The sequence below is a fragment of the Pseudomonas fluorescens genome (genome assembly GCF_001648775.1).
Taxonomy (GTDB): Bacteria; Pseudomonadota; Gammaproteobacteria; order Pseudomonadales; family Pseudomonadaceae; genus Aquipseudomonas; species Aquipseudomonas fluorescens_M.
Genome location: NZ_LVEJ01000007.1, coordinates 134,529 through 152,227 on the forward strand (window position 1 = coordinate 134,529; position 17,699 = coordinate 152,227).

Here is a 17,699-nt window from a genome sequence, read left to right on the forward strand (position 1 = left end):
TCCCTTCGACCAAGCCGCGATCCGGCGGCAGCGGTGGTATTTCAGTGCTCGGTGGGGTTGACCAGACTCATCTCGCGACTGTCGAATTTCAGCCACGCTTCGCTCTGATCATCGAGGCGCAATCGGTGCGCTCCGGGAGTGTTATAGCTGGCGAAGACTAAAAGTCCAGCGGCCTTCTTGCCCCCCAACGGGAAGGGTTGGCGGTCGATGAATTGCCCCGGCACCAGCTCCAGTCCCCACACGCTCATCAACTGACGATAGTCGCGTTGGTACTGTTCGCGCCCGGCAAACCACTGACTGGCACTGATGCCCGACAGTTGCTTGAGCAGATCGGGGTCGGCGACCGCAATGAAATCCACGGCGATCGGCGTGTCGTCATTGGCTTTGGGCGCGACATCGAGGGTCAGGCTGTCGAGATCCACCTTCGGCCCGAAGAAGGAACAACCGGCCAGCAGCACAAACACAATCGCTACAAAAAAACGTCCGCACAAAATGAATTTTCCTTTTCCCGAACCTGTCCAAAAATGTTTTTGCTTGCATTTTTATAGACCTGTTCTAGCGTCTTGGGTAGTTCGGCAGCTACCGCCGAATGAGGAAGGTTTGTCAAAGGAACGACAGGTCATCTGCTCCCCTTTCTAACCTACGGTCCAGTAAGGGAAAGCGATGAACGGGCCTCCCCGATGCATTGCGCCCGCCCATCGCATCGGAGTCCGCCGTCATGGCAGAAAGTACTCAGCACAAGCTCGACCGGGTGCGTCCGCCCCGTGTACAAATCACCTACGACGTCGAAATCGGCAACGCCATCGAGAAAAAAGAATTGCCACTGGTGGTCGGGATCCTCGCCGACCTCTCAGGCAAGCCGCTCGAACCATTGGCAAAACTGACTGAGCGGCGTTTCACCGAAATCGACCGTGACAACTTCAACGAGGTGCTCGCCTCGATCGGCCCGCGCGCCACGCTGCAGGTCAACAACACCCTGAGCGGCGACGACAGCAAGCTCAACATCGAACTCAATTTCAAACACATCGACGACTTCGACCCGGTCAAGGTGGTGGAGCAAGTCACGCCGCTGCGGCGCCTGTTCGAGGCCCGCCAGCGCCTGCGCGATCTGCTGACCAAACTCGACGGCAACGATGACCTGGACAAGCTGCTGCGCGACGTCATCGCCAACACCGAAGGCTTGCAGGAAATCAAATCGGCCCGCCCGGACACCGCTACCCCGGCAGCTGATGCCGAGGCGCCGGCCGAACCGCAAGCCTGATCGTCCACCTAATCGAGGGGAGAATTCGCCATGCCCGCTTCAGCTCAGAAACAAGCCAGCGACAGTACGACCGAGACACTTTCCCTGCTCGACCAGATCATTCTCGACGGCCGCATGGCCCACGATGACAGTCAGCAGGATTACGCCCGCGACATGCTCGCGGAATTCGCCACCCAGGTGCTCGACGAAGGCATGGCCATCGACAAGGACACGGTGGCGATGATCAACGACCGCATCAGCCAGATCGACGAGCTGATCAGCGCCCAACTCAACGAGGTGCTGCACCACCCCGACCTGCAAAAACTCGAAGCCTCGTGGCGCGGTCTGCACATGCTGGTGCAGAACACCGAAACCAGCACGCGGCTGAAACTGCGCCTGCTCAACGTCACGCAGAAAGAGCTGCAGAACGATCTGGAAAAAGCCGTCGAATTCGACCAGAGCGCGCTGTTCAAGAAGATCTATGAAGAGGAGTACGGCACCTTCGGTGGCCACCCTTTCAGCTTGCTGGTCGGTGACTACACCTTCGGCCGGCATCCGCAGGACATCGGCCTGCTGGAGAAACTGTCGAACGTCGCTGCCGCTGCGCACGCTCCGTTCATTGCCGCTGCCAGCCCGCGCCTGTTCGACATGAACAGCTTCACCGAACTGGCGGTGCCGCGTGACCTGTCGAAGGTGTTCGAAAGTCAGGAGCTGATCAAGTGGCGCTCGTTCCGCGAGAGCGAAGATTCGCGCTACGTCTCGCTGGTGCTGCCGCACTTTCTGCTGCGTCTGCCGTATGGCCCGGACACTGCGCCGGTGGAAGGCATCAATTACGTCGAAGACGTCAACGGCACCGACCACAGCAAATACCTCTGGGGCAATGCCGCATGGGCACTGTCGCAACGCATCACCGAAGCCTTCGCCAAGTACGGCTGGTGCGCGGCGATTCGTGGCGCTGAAGGCGGTGGCGCGGTCGAGGGTTTGCCGGCGCACACCTTCCGCACCAGTTCCGGCGACCTGTCGCTGAAATGCCCGACCGAAGTGGCGATCACCGACCGCCGCGAGAAGGAACTCAACGACCTCGGCTTCATCGCCCTGTGCCACAAGAAAAACAGCGACGTCGCGGTGTTCTTCGGCGGCCAGACCACCAACAAATCCAAGGTCTACAACACCAACGAGGCCAACGCCAACGCGCGCATCTCGGCGATGTTGCCGTACGTGCTCGCAGCCTCGCGTTTCGCTCATTACCTGAAGGTGATCATGCGCGACAAGGTCGGCAGCTTCATGACCCGCGACAACGTGCAGACCTACCTCAACAACTGGATCGCCGACTACGTGCTGATCAACGACAACGCGCCGCAGGAAATCAAGGCGCAATACCCGTTGCGTGAAGCGCGAGTGGACGTTACCGAAGTCGCCGGCAAGCCCGGCGCCTACCGGGCGACGGTGTTTCTGCGGCCGCACTTCCAGCTTGAGGAACTGACTGCATCGATCCGCCTGGTGGCGACATTGCCGCCGCCGGTGGCCGCCTGACGAAAGCAATTTTCTGAACCAGTGAAAAAACCTGTGGCGAGGGAGCTTGCTCCCTCGCCACCGGTTCAATGCTCAGCCCATTTGCCTAATGTGATTTTCTTCAGGAGTTTCAAGCGATGGATGCAATCATTCTCGACCTCGGCGGCGACATCAAAGGCGACAGTCTGCTCGAAGGTTTTGCGGACAAGATCGAAGTCATGTCCTACAGCCACAACGTCGCCATGCAAGTCACCAACGACGTCAGCAACTCGGAGCGCACCTCCGGTAAACCGCATATCGGCGAGTTCACCCTGACCAAGTTCGTCGACAGCTCGACACCGTCACTCAACGAGTACTGCTGTGCCGGTAAACCGATCCCTGAAGCCACGATCACCATCGGTCGCAACGCCGCCGAAGGCAGTGGACAGCTGATGCCCTTCATCGTCTACACCCTGACCAACGTGGTGATTTCCAACGTCAGCGTCAGTGGCGGCACCGGCGGCAAACCGGTGGAAACCCTGTCGCTGAACTTCACCAAGATCAAATGGGAGCTCACCGCACAAAAAGACGACGGCACCAAGGAAGGCACGGCCGCATCGACCTGGGACATGGCCGCCAACAAGCTTGTCAGCTAAGCCGGCGTCGCGGCCATGGCAGGCACCGGCATGCTTCCCCCGCTGTTCGAACGCCTCGCATCAAGCGAGGCCGACGGCGCACGGGCGTTCGATCGGCAGGACTTGCTCGACTCGGTGCATGCCGAGCTCGGGCGCCTGTTCAACACCCGGCGTGGCCCGCGCACACTGACCCAGCCACCCAGCGTGATCGACTACGGCATCGCTGACTGGAGCGCTTTGCAACAACAGCGCAGCGATGACCGTCGTCGCCTGGCGCGGGATATTCGCGAAGCCATCACCTATTTCGAACCGCGTCTGAAACTCGGCGAAGTTCAGGTCAATCCCCTGCCCGATCATCCCCAGCGCATGAGCATTCGTCTGCTCGGCGAGTTGCGCAGTGGCCAGCAACACTGGCCAGTGGCGTTTGTCATCGAGCCCGGCGGCCAAGGGCTGGAGGTGCGCCATGAGCGACTCGATTGACGCGCAACTGCTCGACTATTACCAACGCGAATTGACCTGGCTGCGGCATGCCGGCAGCCAGTTTGCCGAGCGTTATCCGAAAGTGGCGCGGCGTCTGGAATTGTCCCCCGGAGAATGCCCCGACCCGCATGTCGAGCGTTTGCTGGAAGGTTTTGCACTGCTGGCGGCGCGCCTGCAACGACGCCTGGACGACGACTACGCCGAGTTCAGCGATGCACTGCTCGAACAGCTTTACCCGCTGGCCATGCGGCCGTTGCCCTCCTGCGCCATCGTCCAGTTCGAACCGGACCCGAGCAAAGGCAACCTCGACGCGGGCTACCCGCTGCCCCGCGATACGCCGTTGTTTGTCACCACCGACAAGGGCCAGAGCATTCATTTTCGCACCACGGCCGCCGTGCAGTTGTGGCCGATTGAAGTGACCGAGGCGTTGTTGCTCGGCAGTGATGAAGCACAAGCACTGACCGGTGTCGCGCAGTCTCGCTCGGCCCTGCGCTTGAGCCTGCGTTGCCTCGGTGAAAGCCAATGGGCAAACCTGGGCATCGAGCAGTTGCGCATTCACCTGGCCGCCTCGCCGGTAATCAATGCCTGCCTCTACGACTTGCTTGGCGCCCATGCAGTGCAGGTGCTGGCCGGTTCCCCCGGCAGTGTGCCGACGGCGCTCAAAGGTCTGCCACAGATTGTCGGTTTCAGTGATGATGAAGCGCTGCTGCCCGACGAAGACGGCGTGCACCCGGGCATGCGCCTGCTGGCCGAATACTTTGCCTTCCCGGACAAGTTTCACTTCTTCGATCTGCCCTTGCGCGGCGTGAGCAGTGACAGCCAGACGCTGTACCTGTACATCGTTTTCGACCGCGCTCCGGGCAATCGCCTGCACTTGCAGGCCAGCGACATCACCCTCGGTTGCGCGCCAGTCATCAATCTGTTCCCACGGACCTCCGAGCCGCTACGCCCGGACGGCACCCGCAGCGAGTATCGCTTGATCGCCGACAGCCACCGCGAGAACAGCGTCGAAATTCACAGCATTCGCGGCATGCGCGCCAGTTCCAGCGCCGGCGTGCAGCGCTTGCCGGCCTATTACGGCAGTCAGCACAGCGGCGGCGATCAGCAGCGCTACTGGCACGCGCGGCGGGTCAGGGGGATGACGCCGAACCGGCTCGGCAGCGACTTGCTGGTGAGCGTGGTCGACACCCGTTTCGAGCCGCAGACCGATCTGCCCGATTACAGCCTGACCGCCGAACTGCTGTGCACCAATCGTCATCTGGCGCAGAGCTTGCCGGCGGGCACACCATTGGGTTTCGAACGCCCCGGCCCGGTCGCCTGGGCACGCCTGCGCAACCCGCCAAGCGCGCAGAGTCTGCCGCGTCTGGACGGCGCTTCGCGCTGGCGGCTGGTGTCGCAACTGACCCTCAATCACCTGTCGCTGGTCGAGGGACCACAGGCGCTTGATGCGTTGAAAGAGATTTTGCAGCTGCACAATCTGCGCGATGAGGCCAGTGCTCTGCGGCAGATCGACGGCCTGCTGAGCCTCAGTTGCGAACGCGTCATCGGCCATGTCGGCGCCGATGCCTGGCGCGGTTGGCGCAATGGGCTTGAGGTGCAGTTGCAGCTTGATCCGCAGCATTTTGTCGGCAGCAGCGCGGTGCTGTTTTCCGCCGTGCTGGCGCAGTTCTTCTCCTTGTACGCCACGGCTAATCGCTTTGTGCGCACGGTCTTGATGCAGTCCGACAAGGAGGTCAAGGCATGGCAACCCCAAGCCGGCATGCCCCTGTCGCTCTGACGCTGAGCCAACGCCTGCGCCGCGATCCGCAGGCGTTCGAGTTGTTGCAGGCGCTGTTGCTGCTGGAACGTGAACAGCCGCAAGCCGAATCCCTGGGCAGCGGCACCTCGCCGCAGGCCGAAGCGCTGAAGTTGCGTGGGCCGTTGACGCCGATGTTCGCCGCCAGCCAGATCGAGGCGCTGCACGAAGAACCGGGCGAGCCACTGACTATCGATACGCCGGTGTTCGGCCTCGGCGGGCCCGACGGCCCCCTGCCCTACGCCTATCAGGAATGGCTGCAGCAACGGGCACGGGCGAAAGATCACGCGCCGGCCGAGTTCCTCGACCTGTTCCAGCATCGCCTGCTCAGCCTGCTGTACAAGGTGATGCGCAAACACCGCATCGCCCTGGGTTTCGTGACACCCGGTGCATCACCGGTGCAAGCGCAACTGCGGGCGTTAACCGGGCTGTTGCCCAAGGCACTGCAGGAACGCCAGGCCGTGCCGGATTGCGCGGTGCTGGCCAATACCGCGTTGTTTGCCGACGGTCGCCGTTCACTGGCCGGGTTCGCGGCGATCGTGCGCGGGCAGTTTGCCGTGCCGGTCGCGTTGAGTGCCTATGAAGGGGCCTGGCGCGATATTCCCCCGGCCAGTCGCAGCCTGATGAAACCCGGCGGGCGCAATTTGCAGCTCGGGCGCAGCGCCGTAGCGGGTAAGCGAGTCTGGGATGAACACGCCGGCATTCGTTTGACCCTCGGGCCATTGCCTTCGGCGCAGGCCGCCCGGTTTCTGCCCGATGGCGAAAAACATCCGGCGCTGGCCAGCCTTGCCGCGTTGTATTTCGGCCCGGACCTGGACGTCAAACTGGTGCTGTTGGTGCGCGGTGCCGGACCGATGAAACTCGGCCGTCAGACGCCAGCGCTGCTTAGCTGGAACGGCGGTTTGCAACGTCAGGCCAGCCTTGCGGTGCAAACCATTGAAACCCGTCTTCGTCAGCTGGAGATCACCTGAACATGGAACTGGCCAGCCTGATCGGACGCCTCAACCCGGACAACCGTCGCGCCCTCGAACGCGCCGCACAACGCTGCTTGCAACGCGGGCATCACTTTGTCGAGATCGAGCACTTGCTGCTGGAACTGCTGGATATCGAGGGCGGCGACTTTGCCTTTCTGCTGCCGCGCTTCGGACTGGAACGTGATGCGCTGACCGCCGAGATTAACAAGGCGCTGGACCTGTTCAAGGCTGGCAGTACGCGCACACCGGCACTGTCTTCGCACACGTTGGGACTGCTCGAAGATGCGGTGGTGCAGGCCAGTGTGCTCGGGCTCGATAGCATTCGTTCCGGGCTGTTGTTGTTGGCGTTGATTGATCGCGATGAGCGTCGCAGTTTGTTGCTCAATAGTGCCTCGTCGTTGCTGCGGATTCCCAAGGAAGCGCTGCGGGCGAATTTGCTGGAGTGGACTGAGAACTCCCGTGAGCACGTTGGGCCGCGTTCCGCAGCGTCCTCCGTAAATCCCGCGCCACACCAGAATTCGGTGCTGGATCAATACACCCAGGACCTGACCGCCGACGCCCACGCCGGGCGCATCGACCCCATCGTCGGTCGCGATGGCGAGATTCGCCAATGCATCGACATTCTCTTGCGGCGGCGGCAGAACAACCCGATTCTGGTCGGCGCACCCGGCGTGGGTAAAACGGCGGTGGTCGAAGGTCTGGCCCTGCGCATCGCCGCCGGGGACGTGCCGCCGTCATTGCAGGAGGTCAGTCTGCGCGTGCTCGATCTTGGCTTGTTGCAAGCCGGCGCCGGGGTCAAAGGCGAATTCGAACAACGCCTCAAAGGCGTGATCGACGCAGTACGCAGCGCCGACAAACCGATCATCCTGTTCATCGACGAAGCCCACACGCTGATCGGCGCCGGCGGTGCCGAGGGCGGCAGCGATGCGGCCAACCTGCTCAAACCGGCGCTGGCCCGGGGCGAACTGCGCACCCTCGCCGCCACCACGTGGATGGAATATAAAAAATACTTCGAGAAAGACCCGGCCCTCGCCCGCCGCTTTCAACTGGTGCAGGTGGAGGAGCCAGACGAAATCACCGCCGTGGAAATGCTCCGTGGCGTCGCCGCGAAACTTGAACAACACCACGGCGTGCAAGTGCTCGACGCGGCGATCCACGAGGCGGTGAAACTCTCGCATCGTTATATCTCCGGTCGCCAGTTACCAGACAAAGCCATCAGCGTGCTCGACACTGCCTGCGCCCGCGTCGCCCTCGGCCAACACGACGTGCCGCCACCGCTGGAGAGCCTGCGCCACCGGCAAAACAGCCTCAAGGATGAGGTCGAACGTCTGCGCCGCGAACAGGCCACCGGCCTCGATCACCGTGAGCGCATCACCCTGCTGGAAGATGAATCGAAAACCAATGTACAAGCCATCCGCGAACTGCAAACCCGCTGGGGTGAAGAACGCGTGGCCGTGCGCGAACTGCTCGAAACCCGCCGCGAATTACTCGATTTAAGCGAACGCGCCGACGGCGACAAACCCGATGAAGCCACCGACAGTCGCATCGATCATCTGGCTGGCGAACTGCTGCGCCTGGAGGCCGGACTGGACGCGATTCGCCAGGACGATCCCTTGGTGCCCGAACAGGTCGACGCGAAAACCGTGGCCGCCGTCATCGCCGGCTGGACCGGCATCCCGGTCGGCAAAATGCTCGCTGACGAAGCCCACGCCGTGCGCACCCTCGGCACGCGCATGGGCCAACGGGTGATGGGCCAGAGCACCGCGCTCAACACCATCGCCCAACGCTTGCAGGCCTACCGCGCCGGCCTTACCGATCCGCAAAAACCGGTCGGCGTGTTCCTGCTGGTCGGCCCTACGGGGGTTGGCAAAACCGAAACCGCGTATGCGCTGGCCGATGCGTTGTATGGCGGCGAACGCAACCTGATCAGCATCAACCTCTCCGAATATCAGGAAGCCCACACCGTCAGCCAACTCAAAGGCGCGCCACCCGGCTATGTCGGTTACGGCAGCGGCGGCGTGCTGACCGAAGCGGTGCGGCGCAAACCTTATTCGGTGGTGTTGCTGGATGAGATCGAGAAGGCGCATCCCGATGTGCTGGAGGCGTTTTACAACGTCTTCGACAAAGGCTTGATGGAGGACGGCACCGGGTTGGTGGTGGACTTCAAGAACACCGTGATGTTGGCCACCAGCAATGTCGGCGCTGAACTGTTGCTCGATACGCCCGTTGCGCAACTCGGCTCGGATGCCTTCAACGAAGCCCTGCACAAAGTCCTCCTGCAAGCCTTCCGCCCGGCGTTTCTGGCACGCATGACCGTGGTCGCGTATCGGCCGCTGGATGAGGCGACGCTGGAAGGGATTGTGTTGGCCAAGCTTGAGAAGTTGCGCGGCCGCTACAAGGCGGCAACCGGCAAGCAGTTCGAGTTCGACTCGGGAATTGTCAAAGCGGTGCTCGCCAAGTGCAGCGCGGCGGGAGCGCGGGATGTCGAGAATGTGTTGATGACCCAGGTGACAGGGAAATTGGCGGAGTGGGTGTTGGAGTAGAGCGGCCATTCAACTTCAGACCATGTCTTCAAGATTCACACTGCAGGGAGCGCACGAATGACCAAACACTATGTTTTCCCGCTCAATGGCACAACCATACTGTTGTCGGTAAAGAGCCCATTGAATCCTCGTACCCATGCTGCCAACTTCATGGCATCGCTTCCCAACCCCATTGGAGGCAATAGCCAAGGAACAAAGTTACAAACACTTCAAGCAGAAGCGGCGGAAGAGACCCGGAGCAAAGTCGTCATCAATGGAGCTGATACCTCGTTCTTTGAATCTGCAAACATGTACTTTTACACCTCCGTCGCATTTACTTATACCCCGGCCCAAGCCTTGGGCGCAGCGCAGTTGCTGGCTATAAGTACGGCCACGGACGAATGGGATAATGCGTTTGACATGTCATGCAAGGGCGATTGCGCGGTACCCGATAGAGCCGCGTGTCGGTACTGCAGCTATCTTGACGATCATAAACAGGCGCTGACGTTCCTCGAAAATACCGGAGAAGTAGCCTCACTCGATTTGATGCTCGTCGACCCCACCAACGAAACGACAACTGCGCAGAGTGTTCATGATCGCGTGCAAGGTATTGCAGAGCTGAGCGCGGTCACAGATGAATTCACCACCTCAAAATCCTTGGCGGCGATTCGCAAACTGGCAGCATGGACCAAGTTTCGAGTTCATTTCAATACGTTGAAAGCCGAAGTTGCCCAGGCGTTGGTACATGCCACCGGTAGACTCGCCCCACCACACGCACCCACCGCGCTAGCAGCATTGGGCAACTTCTCCGCTGCCATGGGTCAGGTTCAAATCAAGTCAGGCAATATCGCAGGCTCTATCCTCCTCAATTACCCGACGCTACCCGTCAATGTCATAGCGCTAGTCGGTGATGCAACAGAAGCTCCCGTATTACAACAGCAGTTGGCAACCTATCGTGCAACGAACATCCTTGCCCCTGCCCCGGGAGCGCGCTTTGGTAGACACGCCTATCTCAAGGATGTCGCGGAGTTAATCAAGCAATTGCATATCGCTGAAAGCTTGCGGGTTTGATCCCCTTGCGCAAGAAAAGACGTGAACCATTGACTCGCTAATGAACCCCGGAGAGATCACATGTCGCGCTGGATCAATCAATACGGGTCTGTCTCGCCAGATATGACTGTTTTCATGCTCGGGGCAGCTCAATACGGGCCGATTTATCAAATACATGGCAAGTCCATGGGTGCCACTTGGGCCCACTGCATATTAGGGCCGGACATTGCGGCTCCCGGTGGTATTCAGGTCAACAACCAACCCAGTATTGGAGGAGAAGGCTGGAATACGCCTTGGGTGGGTATGGGTTTTCCGGCACATACACTCGTTCAGGATAGCGAGAGTTGGAAGCGTGCCCACCTCATTAACGGCGAGTGGGGTGGCCCCGGAAACAACTGGCAGAACCTTACAATTTTGACCGCCCAAGCCAATCGCTGGCACACAGGTATAGAAAATCACATTCGGAATTTCCTGTATGCGGCCCGTAATTTCGATTTACAAAACCCCATGCCCAACTATTGGATCGGGGTGGAGTACCAAGTGGTCAGGTCGCTCGATACGTTTTCTGTTCCACCTTCAAACGCCAATGATCTTTACACATTCGTACCATCCCATATGGTCGTCAGATGGAGAGCCGTTGCATTGCCGAAAATAGCTGGGGCAATCCATATCGTTATCGCCAATGCCGTCGCCAATCGCGCAGCGCTGGCCATTCTACCGCCTGGATTCGGTGGATTCCCTGCCTATAACGTACCGGCAGGATTAATCGCCCATCAAAACACAGGTAACTACATCGCAGGAGCCCCGGCACTGTACGGTCCCAACGCCAATACTTTCGATCGAGACGTAGAAGTCCATAACGTCTGACTGACAGGGTCGCAAATCGAAATACTTCGAGGTCCTCCGATGCCCCGTTCCACCGACAGCAACACCACGCTCTCCCTCACCGCCACTTCGCTGTCGACGCTTTATCCTGAGTCGCTGTCCGGTGAAGAAGCGCTCAATTGGCTCGGTTCGCAAATCCTCAATGGCCTCAACGACGGCGCCTCGCTCACCCTGACCAGCGCCGTCGCCAGCCACGTCACCACGAGTTTTCACAACGACGCGCAACTGCGCCCCTTCGACGCCTTGGTCGCCGAGATTCGCCAACTGCCCGCCGATGCCACCGCCGAACGCTATCAGCTGGTATTAAGACCATGGCTCTGGTGGCTGACCCTCGCGAGCAACAACCGCGTGTTCCAGAACCTCGCCACGTCCGACATCGTCACGACGATCTTCAAGGCCCACGGCTTCAGCGATTTCAAACTGTCGCTGACCGGCAGCTACACGCCGCGCGAATATTGCGTGCAGTACGGCGAGACCGATTTCGCCTTCGTCTCGCGACTGCTGGAGGAAGAAGGCATCTTCTGGTTTTTCACCCACGACGACGGCCAGCACACGCTGGTGCTCGGCGACAGTAATGACGCGTTTGTGCCGATCCCCAACGGGCCGAAGGTCAAGTATCTGGGACAGCAACTAGGCGAGCGGGAGTTGCACGGTATTCGTTCCGGGCAAGTGTGCTTGCAGGCGGTGGCCGGGGTGTATCGGGCGACGGATTACGAGTTCACCACGCCGACCACGTCACTGTACGGCCAGGCCGAAGCGGTCGCCGGGCCGCGTTCCATTTATGAGCATCCGGGTGGTTACAACGCCAAGGCTCGCGGCGATGCGTTGACCAAGCAACGCGTCGATGGTTTGCGCAGCGAGGAAAAGCGTTTTGTCGGCGAAAGCGACTGCCGCTGGCTGGTTCCGGGGCACTGGTTCACCCTCGGCGGTCACGACGATGCGAGCCTGAATATCGACTGGGTGGTGACGCGGGTCACCCATGACGTCAGCCACGAAAGCTATCGCAACCGCTTCGAAGCGATCCCCAAAGCCACGCCGTTTCGCCCACCACGGGTCACGCCAAAACCGCGCATGCACCCGCAAACAGCGATCGTGGTCGGTAAGTCCGGCGAGGAAATCTGGACTGACGAATACGGCCGGATCAAGTTGCAGTTCCCCTGGGATCGCGACGGCAAGAACGATGAAACCAGCTCCTGCTGGGTGCGCGTGGTGCTGCCGTGGAGCGGCAAGGGTTTCGGCATGCAGTTCATCCCGCGCATCGGCCAGGAAGTCATCGTGACCTTTATCGACGGCGATCCGGATCGGCCACTGGTGACCGGTTGCGTCTACAACGGCGACAACGCCCTGCCCTATGCACTGCCGGCCAACCAGACCCAGTCGGGGATCAAGACCCAATCTTCGAAGGGTGGCGGCGGTTTCAACGAGCTGCGTTTCGAGGACAAGAAGGACGCGGAAGAGGTGTTTTTGCAGGCGCAGAAGGACCTGAAGATCAACGTGCTCAACGACACCACCGCCACCGTCGGCCATGACGAAACCCTCACCGTGCAGAACGCGCGCACCCGCACGGTCAAGGATGGCGACGAGACCGTGACATTAGAGAAAGGCAAACGCAGCGTGACGATTCAGACCGGCAGCGACAGCCTCGATGTGAAAGACAGCCGCACGGTAAAAGTCGGCGCCGATCAGAACCACAGCACCGGCGGCAACTACACCGATAAAGTCACCGGCGATTACAGCCTGACCGTGGACGGCAACCTGACCATCAAGGTCAGCGGCACCCTAACCCTGCAAAGCGGCGGCAGCTTCACGATCAAGAGCGGCGCCGATCTGGCGACCTCGGCCAGCACCTCGATCACGCACAAGGCCGGCACCGCGCTGACCAATCAGGCCGGTACGTCACTGGACAACAAGGCCGGAACGACGTTGACCAACGACGCCGGCATCAGCCTGACCAACAAGGGCGCCGCCTCGCAGACCGTCGATGGCGGCGGCATGCTGACCATCAAGGGCGGACTGGTGCAGGTCAACTGACAAGGACAAGCCATGGCGATCACACCACTGGATCTGCAGCAGGATGACAAGCAACTCAAGGGGCGTTTGCAGGACGGTCAGCTTGATGGGCCGCTGAACATCAAGGATGACGGGCGCAAGCAGGCGGACCTGAATTACAGCCAGGGTGAATTGCAGGGCACATCGCTGCTCTATCACCCCAACGGCAAGGTCTCGGCGCAGATGCCATTTGTGCGCGACAAGCTGCAGGGCGTGGCGAGTTTTTATGCCCCTGAGGGTTTTTTACAGCGCAAGGCGACGTATCGGCGCGGGTTACTGCATGGCGAAGCGTTCAATTACTTCCCGGATGGGCAAGTGGCGGAGGCCGAGTTTTATCGCGATGGCGTGCGGGAGGGGCGTTATCAGCGTTTCCATCCCAATGGCAAACCGGCGCTGGAAGCGCGCTATGTGAACGGACAATTGCTGGAGCCGGAGCAAGGGTTTGCCGAGGATGGACGGCCGCTGGGCGCGGATGGCAAGCCGATTTCGCGGGTGCGTTGGTGGTATCGGCAGTGGGCGGATCCGCAGCAGGCCTGAAAACCCCGGAAGAGCCCCTCACCCTAGCCCTCTCCCAGAGGGAGAGGGGACTGATCGCGGGATATTGGCGAGTTACGCCGACATGGAAGACTTGCGGTGAATCCATAATCGACTCAGTCTTTCAGGTCGATGCACATCGCAAGACACCTCGGTCGGCTCCCTCTCCCTCCGGGAGAGGGCTGGGGTGAGGGTTAGCGGTTCAAGGAATGAGCATCTGCATCTGCCCCGGCATCGCAATCTTGATCACCCCCGCCCAGTTGCACATCAACGTCGAGTTGGCATCGATCGCCGGCATCCCGCCCAACAACAACGTCGGCGCCCCGCCAGGGATCCACGGCGTGGCCGTCGCCGGAATGCATGGCATCGGCGTCAACACCCCCAACGCCGCAGCCGTCGCGGCGGCGACCATCGGGTTGGCCATGCTCATGCACACGCCAAACGGCAGGATGTTGACCAGTGGAATGTGATCCATGATGTTCGCCGCCGGCATCCCGCCGGTCAGCGTGCGATTGACCGGCAGCACATTGAGCATCGACGGCGCGGCGCCGAAGCTGCATTGCAACGTGGCCGTGGCACAGACTTGCGGACAGCCCATTTTCAAAGCTCCTTTTGGCCCATGGCATACCCGCTAAACCTTAGTCTGCGGCCGCCCTTCGCGCACATTCTCAAAGGTGATTATCCGGCAACACGCTAACCTATAAGACCGACCCGCGCTTGTGGCGACCTGAGCGCGCCATTAGATTAGCCAATGATGTCTGGCCTCCAAAATAAGCAGAAGGGATAAGCATGGCGCTTACTGACCAGTCCACCCGTATCCGCTCTGGCGAAGAACTCGATGCCAGCCTGATCGATCCGTACCTCAAGGCGCACATTCCAGGCCTGAGCGGCGCACCTGCGATCAGCCAGTTCCCCGGCGGTGCGTCGAACCTGACCTATCTGCTGGAATACCCGGAACAGGAATTCGTCCTGCGCCGTCCGCCGTTCGGCCACAAGGCCAAATCCGCCCACGACATGGGCCGCGAATTCCGCATTCTCAATCAATTGCGCGACGGTTTCCCGTATTGCCCGAAAGCCTACGTGCACTGCACCGACGAATCGGTGATCGGCGCCGAGTTCTACGTGATGGAGCGGGTCAACGGTATCATCCTGCGCTCGGAACTGCCGCCGGAACTGGGCCTCGATTCGGCTAAAACCGAAGCGCTGTGCAAGAGCTTTATCGACCGCTTCGTCGAACTGCACCGCGTCGACTACAACGCCTGCGGGCTCGGCGATCTGGGCAAACCGGAGGGCTACGTTGCCCGCCAGATCAAAGGCTGGAGCGAGCGCTACGAAAAAGCCCTGACGCCCGACGCGCCACACTGGGAAAAAGTCAAAGCCTGGCTCAACGACAAGATGCCCGCCGACCACCCGACGTCGAGCATCGTCCACAACGACTACCGCTTCGACAACGTCATCCTCGACCCGCACAACCCGATGCAGATCATCGGCGTGCTCGACTGGGAACTGACCACCCTCGGCGACCCGCTGATGGATCTGGGCAACACCCTCGCCTATTGGATTCAGGCCGATGACCCGGCGCCGGTGCAACTGATGCGTCGCCAGCCGAGCCACGCGCCGGGCATGCTCACCCGCCGTGAGTTCGTCGATTACTACGCCGAACGTTCGGGCCTCCAGATCGACAATTTCGACTTCTACTACACCTACGGCCTGTTCCGTCTGGCCGGCATCGTGCAGCAGATCTACTACCGCTTCTATCACGGCCAGACCCAGGACAAACGCTTCGCGCAGTTCATTCACATGAACAAACTGCTGGAGCAGATGAGCTTGCAGGTCATTGCGAAATCGAGCCTCTGACGGCCCACACAAAGGAACCCTTATGTCCAAGACTCAGTTGTTCGACCTTGACGGCAAAATCGCTTTCGTCTCCGGCGCCAGCCGTGGCATCGGCGAAGCCATCGCCAAACTGCTGGCCCAGCAAGGCGCCCACGTGATCGTTTCGAGCCGCAAACTCGACGGCTGCCAGCACGTCGCCGACGCGATCATCGCCGCTGGCGGCAAGGCAACAGCCGTGGCCTGCCACATCGGTGAGATGGAGCAGATTGCCCAGGTATTCGCCGGGATCAAGGAACAGTTCGGCCGCCTCGACATTCTGGTCAACAACGCCGCGACCAACCCGCAGTTCTGCAACGTGCTGGACACCGATCTGAGCGCGTTCCAGAAGACCGTCGACGTGAACATTCGCGGCTACTTCTTCATGTCGGTGGAAGCCGGCAAGCTGATGCGCGAGAACGGTGGCGGCAGCATCATCAACGTGGCGTCGATCAACGGCATTTCGCCGGGAATCTTCCAGGGCATCTACTCGGTAACCAAGGCCGCGGTGATCAACATGACCAAGGTCTTCGCCAAGGAATGCGCGCAGTTCGGCATCCGCTGCAACGCCCTGCTGCCGGGCCTGACCGACACCAAGTTCGCCTCGGCACTGGTCAAGAACGACGCGATTCTCAAGCAAGCGCTGACGCAGATCCCGCTCAAGCGTGTGGCTGATCCGAGCGAAATGGCTGGCGCGGTGTTGTACCTGGCGAGTGATGCGTCGAGCTACACCACCGGTGTAGCGCTGAATGTGGACGGCGGTTTCCTGTCCTGATCCGCAAGGCAAATGATTAACCCTGTGGGAGCGAGCTTGCTCGCGAATGCGGTATGCCATTCAACAAATATGTTGGCTGACATGGCCCCTTCGCGAGCAAGCTCGCTCCCACAAGGGTTATGTATCAGGCAATGACTTTCGGTAATTGCCAGCCGTAGTGCACCGACAACAAACGCAACATCAGACACGCCGCCCCCGCCAGCAACGCCGCCGCCACCGGCGACACGCCCAGCCTGCGCGCGATGATCAACACCGCCGCACCGACAAACGCCGAACTGGCATACAAATCCGCCTGCAACACCAGTGGAATCCGCGCCAGCACGATGTCACGAATCACCCCGCCACCGACGCCCGTGATGGTGCCCATCAGCATCGCCACAAACGGCGTAATGCCGAAGTTCAACGCCTTCTGCGCGCCGGCCACGGCGAACAGCGCCAGCCCCGCCGCATCCAGCACAATCAGCGTCGAGCCAGACCAGCCCAGCACTTGCTCATGACAGACAAACGCCAGTCCACCCATGAAAAACGCCAACGCCGGATAGCGCCAATCCGCGACGGCTTTAGGCGGCGTGGCACCGATCAACACGTCACGGGTCACCCCGCCGCCAAGCGCGACGATAAACGCAATCACCATCACCCCGAGCAAGTCGAGCTGACTGAGCATCGCCGCAATAGCGCCTTCGACAGCAAACACCGCCGTGCCGACCAGATCGGCCACCAGCACAATCCGCTCAACCCGGGACTGACGCCCCGCCGGCGCTACTGCGTGACGCAACGGGTGGTGGTGATGTGTCGAGTGACCTGCCCGTCGACGTACACATCACCGGCGACTTCAGTATTTTCCAGCACCTGACACGTGCGCTCCGGCGGTGGCGGCGGCGCGACCGGCGGAGGGGGTGGAGGACTGGCACAACCGCCCAGCAACACAGCAAAAAAAGCCAACGGCAACACGCGTTTCCCAAGATTGTTCATAGGACGACCCGCGACAAATGGAAGAGCCACTCCCACGACCTCACCGGTCGCGGAAGACCTGACCACTCATTCTTTATAGCCGAGGCCCCCGCAAGCGCCAGTGAATCGGCCGTATCAGAGGTTTATGGCTGTCGATTTTGCGTTGGGATTCGAGCGGATTGGCAGATTGGAATATGCATTGCCAGACAAGGCCTCTTCGCGAGCAGGCTCGCTCCCACAGTGGAATTGAGTGCAGCCAGCAAAAGATTGGTCGGCTGTCAGACCGCCTTCGCGAGCAAGCTCGCTCCCACAGTGGAACTGAGTACACCTGCAAAAAACAGGTCGGCTGTCAGGCCGCCTTCGCGAGCAGGCTCGCTCCCACAGTGGAATTGAGTGCACCCAGCAAAAGATTGGTCGGCTGTCAGATCGCCTTCGCGAGCAAGCTC

The 17,699-nt window shown here is 60.7% G+C and carries 17 protein-coding genes; 13 read left to right on the top strand and 4 right to left on the bottom strand.

Annotation, left to right across the window (positions count from 1 at the left end; translation table 11 throughout):
* Positions 1–41 precede the first annotated feature (41 nt).
* Complete coding sequence (locus tag A8O26_RS08660; protein WP_064117632.1) at positions 42–491, bottom strand: hypothetical protein; 450 nt, start codon at positions 489–491, stop codon at positions 42–44.
* A 227-nt stretch (positions 492–718) separates the two neighbouring features.
* Between A8O26_RS08660 and tssB the strand changes: the two genes are divergently transcribed.
* From tssB to A8O26_RS08715, 11 genes are all read left to right on the top strand, one after another.
* Positions 719–1,261, top strand: a complete 543-nt coding sequence (gene tssB, locus A8O26_RS08665; protein WP_064117633.1) for a type VI secretion system contractile sheath small subunit — start codon at positions 719–721, stop codon at positions 1,259–1,261.
* A 30-nt stretch (positions 1,262–1,291) separates the two neighbouring features.
* Positions 1,292–2,773: a type VI secretion system contractile sheath large subunit gene (gene tssC / locus A8O26_RS08670; RefSeq protein ID WP_064117634.1), complete on the top strand. Its 1,482-nt coding sequence runs from the start codon at positions 1,292–1,294 to the stop codon at positions 2,771–2,773.
* Between the two features lie 116 nt (positions 2,774–2,889).
* On the top strand, positions 2,890–3,387 hold the full coding sequence (locus A8O26_RS08675) for an Hcp family type VI secretion system effector (protein WP_008083964.1): 498 nt from the start codon (positions 2,890–2,892) through the stop codon (positions 3,385–3,387).
* 15 nt (positions 3,388–3,402) lie between these two features.
* On the top strand, positions 3,403–3,846 hold the full coding sequence (gene tssE / locus A8O26_RS08680) for a type VI secretion system baseplate subunit TssE (RefSeq protein ID WP_064117635.1): 444 nt from the start codon (positions 3,403–3,405) through the stop codon (positions 3,844–3,846).
* Positions 3,830–5,623, top strand: coding sequence for a type VI secretion system baseplate subunit TssF (gene tssF, locus A8O26_RS08685; protein ID WP_064117636.1), 1,794 nt, complete (start codon positions 3,830–3,832; stop codon positions 5,621–5,623). Before tssE ends, tssF begins: the two co-directional genes overlap by 17 nt.
* On the top strand, positions 5,587–6,612 hold the full coding sequence (tssG, locus tag A8O26_RS08690) for a type VI secretion system baseplate subunit TssG (RefSeq protein ID WP_064117637.1): 1,026 nt from the start codon (positions 5,587–5,589) through the stop codon (positions 6,610–6,612). The genes tssF and tssG overlap by 37 nt, the downstream gene beginning before the upstream one ends.
* Before the next feature lie 2 nt (positions 6,613–6,614).
* Positions 6,615–9,158: a type VI secretion system ATPase TssH gene (gene tssH, locus A8O26_RS08695; RefSeq protein WP_064117638.1), complete on the top strand. Its 2,544-nt coding sequence runs from the start codon at positions 6,615–6,617 to the stop codon at positions 9,156–9,158.
* A 57-nt stretch (positions 9,159–9,215) separates the two neighbouring features.
* Positions 9,216–10,208 carry a hypothetical protein gene (locus A8O26_RS08700; RefSeq protein WP_064117639.1) on the top strand — a complete coding sequence of 331 codons (993 nt, stop codon included), beginning with the start codon at positions 9,216–9,218 and terminating at the stop codon, positions 10,206–10,208.
* A gap of 60 nt (positions 10,209–10,268) precedes the next feature.
* Positions 10,269–11,054 (top strand): hypothetical protein, encoded by a 786-nt coding sequence (locus A8O26_RS08705; RefSeq protein WP_064117640.1) that lies wholly within the window; start codon positions 10,269–10,271, stop codon positions 11,052–11,054.
* 39 nt (positions 11,055–11,093) lie between these two features.
* A complete protein-coding gene (gene tssI, locus A8O26_RS08710; protein WP_064117641.1) occupies positions 11,094–13,103 on the top strand; it encodes a type VI secretion system Vgr family protein in 2,010 nt (669 codons plus the stop codon).
* Positions 13,104–13,115: 12 nt separating this feature from the next.
* Positions 13,116–13,658 (top strand): toxin-antitoxin system YwqK family antitoxin, encoded by a 543-nt coding sequence (locus tag A8O26_RS08715; RefSeq protein WP_064117642.1) that lies wholly within the window; start codon positions 13,116–13,118, stop codon positions 13,656–13,658.
* Positions 13,659–13,857: 199 nt separating this feature from the next.
* Here the strand turns inward: A8O26_RS08715 and A8O26_RS08720 are convergent, their stop codons facing one another.
* Complete coding sequence (locus A8O26_RS08720; protein WP_008083980.1) at positions 13,858–14,253, bottom strand: DUF4280 domain-containing protein; 396 nt, start codon at positions 14,251–14,253, stop codon at positions 13,858–13,860.
* 191 nt (positions 14,254–14,444) lie between these two features.
* Between A8O26_RS08720 and A8O26_RS08725 the strand changes: the two genes are divergently transcribed.
* Both A8O26_RS08725 and A8O26_RS08730 read left to right on the top strand, forming a co-directional pair.
* A complete protein-coding gene (locus A8O26_RS08725) occupies positions 14,445–15,512 on the top strand; it encodes a phosphotransferase family protein (protein ID WP_064117643.1) in 1,068 nt (355 codons plus the stop codon).
* Between the two features lie 22 nt (positions 15,513–15,534).
* Positions 15,535–16,302 (top strand): SDR family oxidoreductase, encoded by a 768-nt coding sequence (locus A8O26_RS08730; RefSeq protein ID WP_016985259.1) that lies wholly within the window; start codon positions 15,535–15,537, stop codon positions 16,300–16,302.
* Between the two features lie 124 nt (positions 16,303–16,426).
* Here A8O26_RS08730 and A8O26_RS08735 read toward each other — a convergent pair whose 3' ends face one another.
* On the bottom strand, positions 16,427–17,077 hold the full coding sequence (locus tag A8O26_RS08735) for a trimeric intracellular cation channel family protein (RefSeq protein WP_253756767.1): 651 nt from the start codon (positions 17,075–17,077) through the stop codon (positions 16,427–16,429).
* Positions 17,062–17,274 (bottom strand): hypothetical protein, encoded by a 213-nt coding sequence (locus tag A8O26_RS08740; RefSeq protein WP_064117645.1) that lies wholly within the window; start codon positions 17,272–17,274, stop codon positions 17,062–17,064. Before A8O26_RS08740 ends, A8O26_RS08735 begins: the two co-directional genes overlap by 16 nt.
* Positions 17,275–17,699 lie beyond the last annotated feature (425 nt).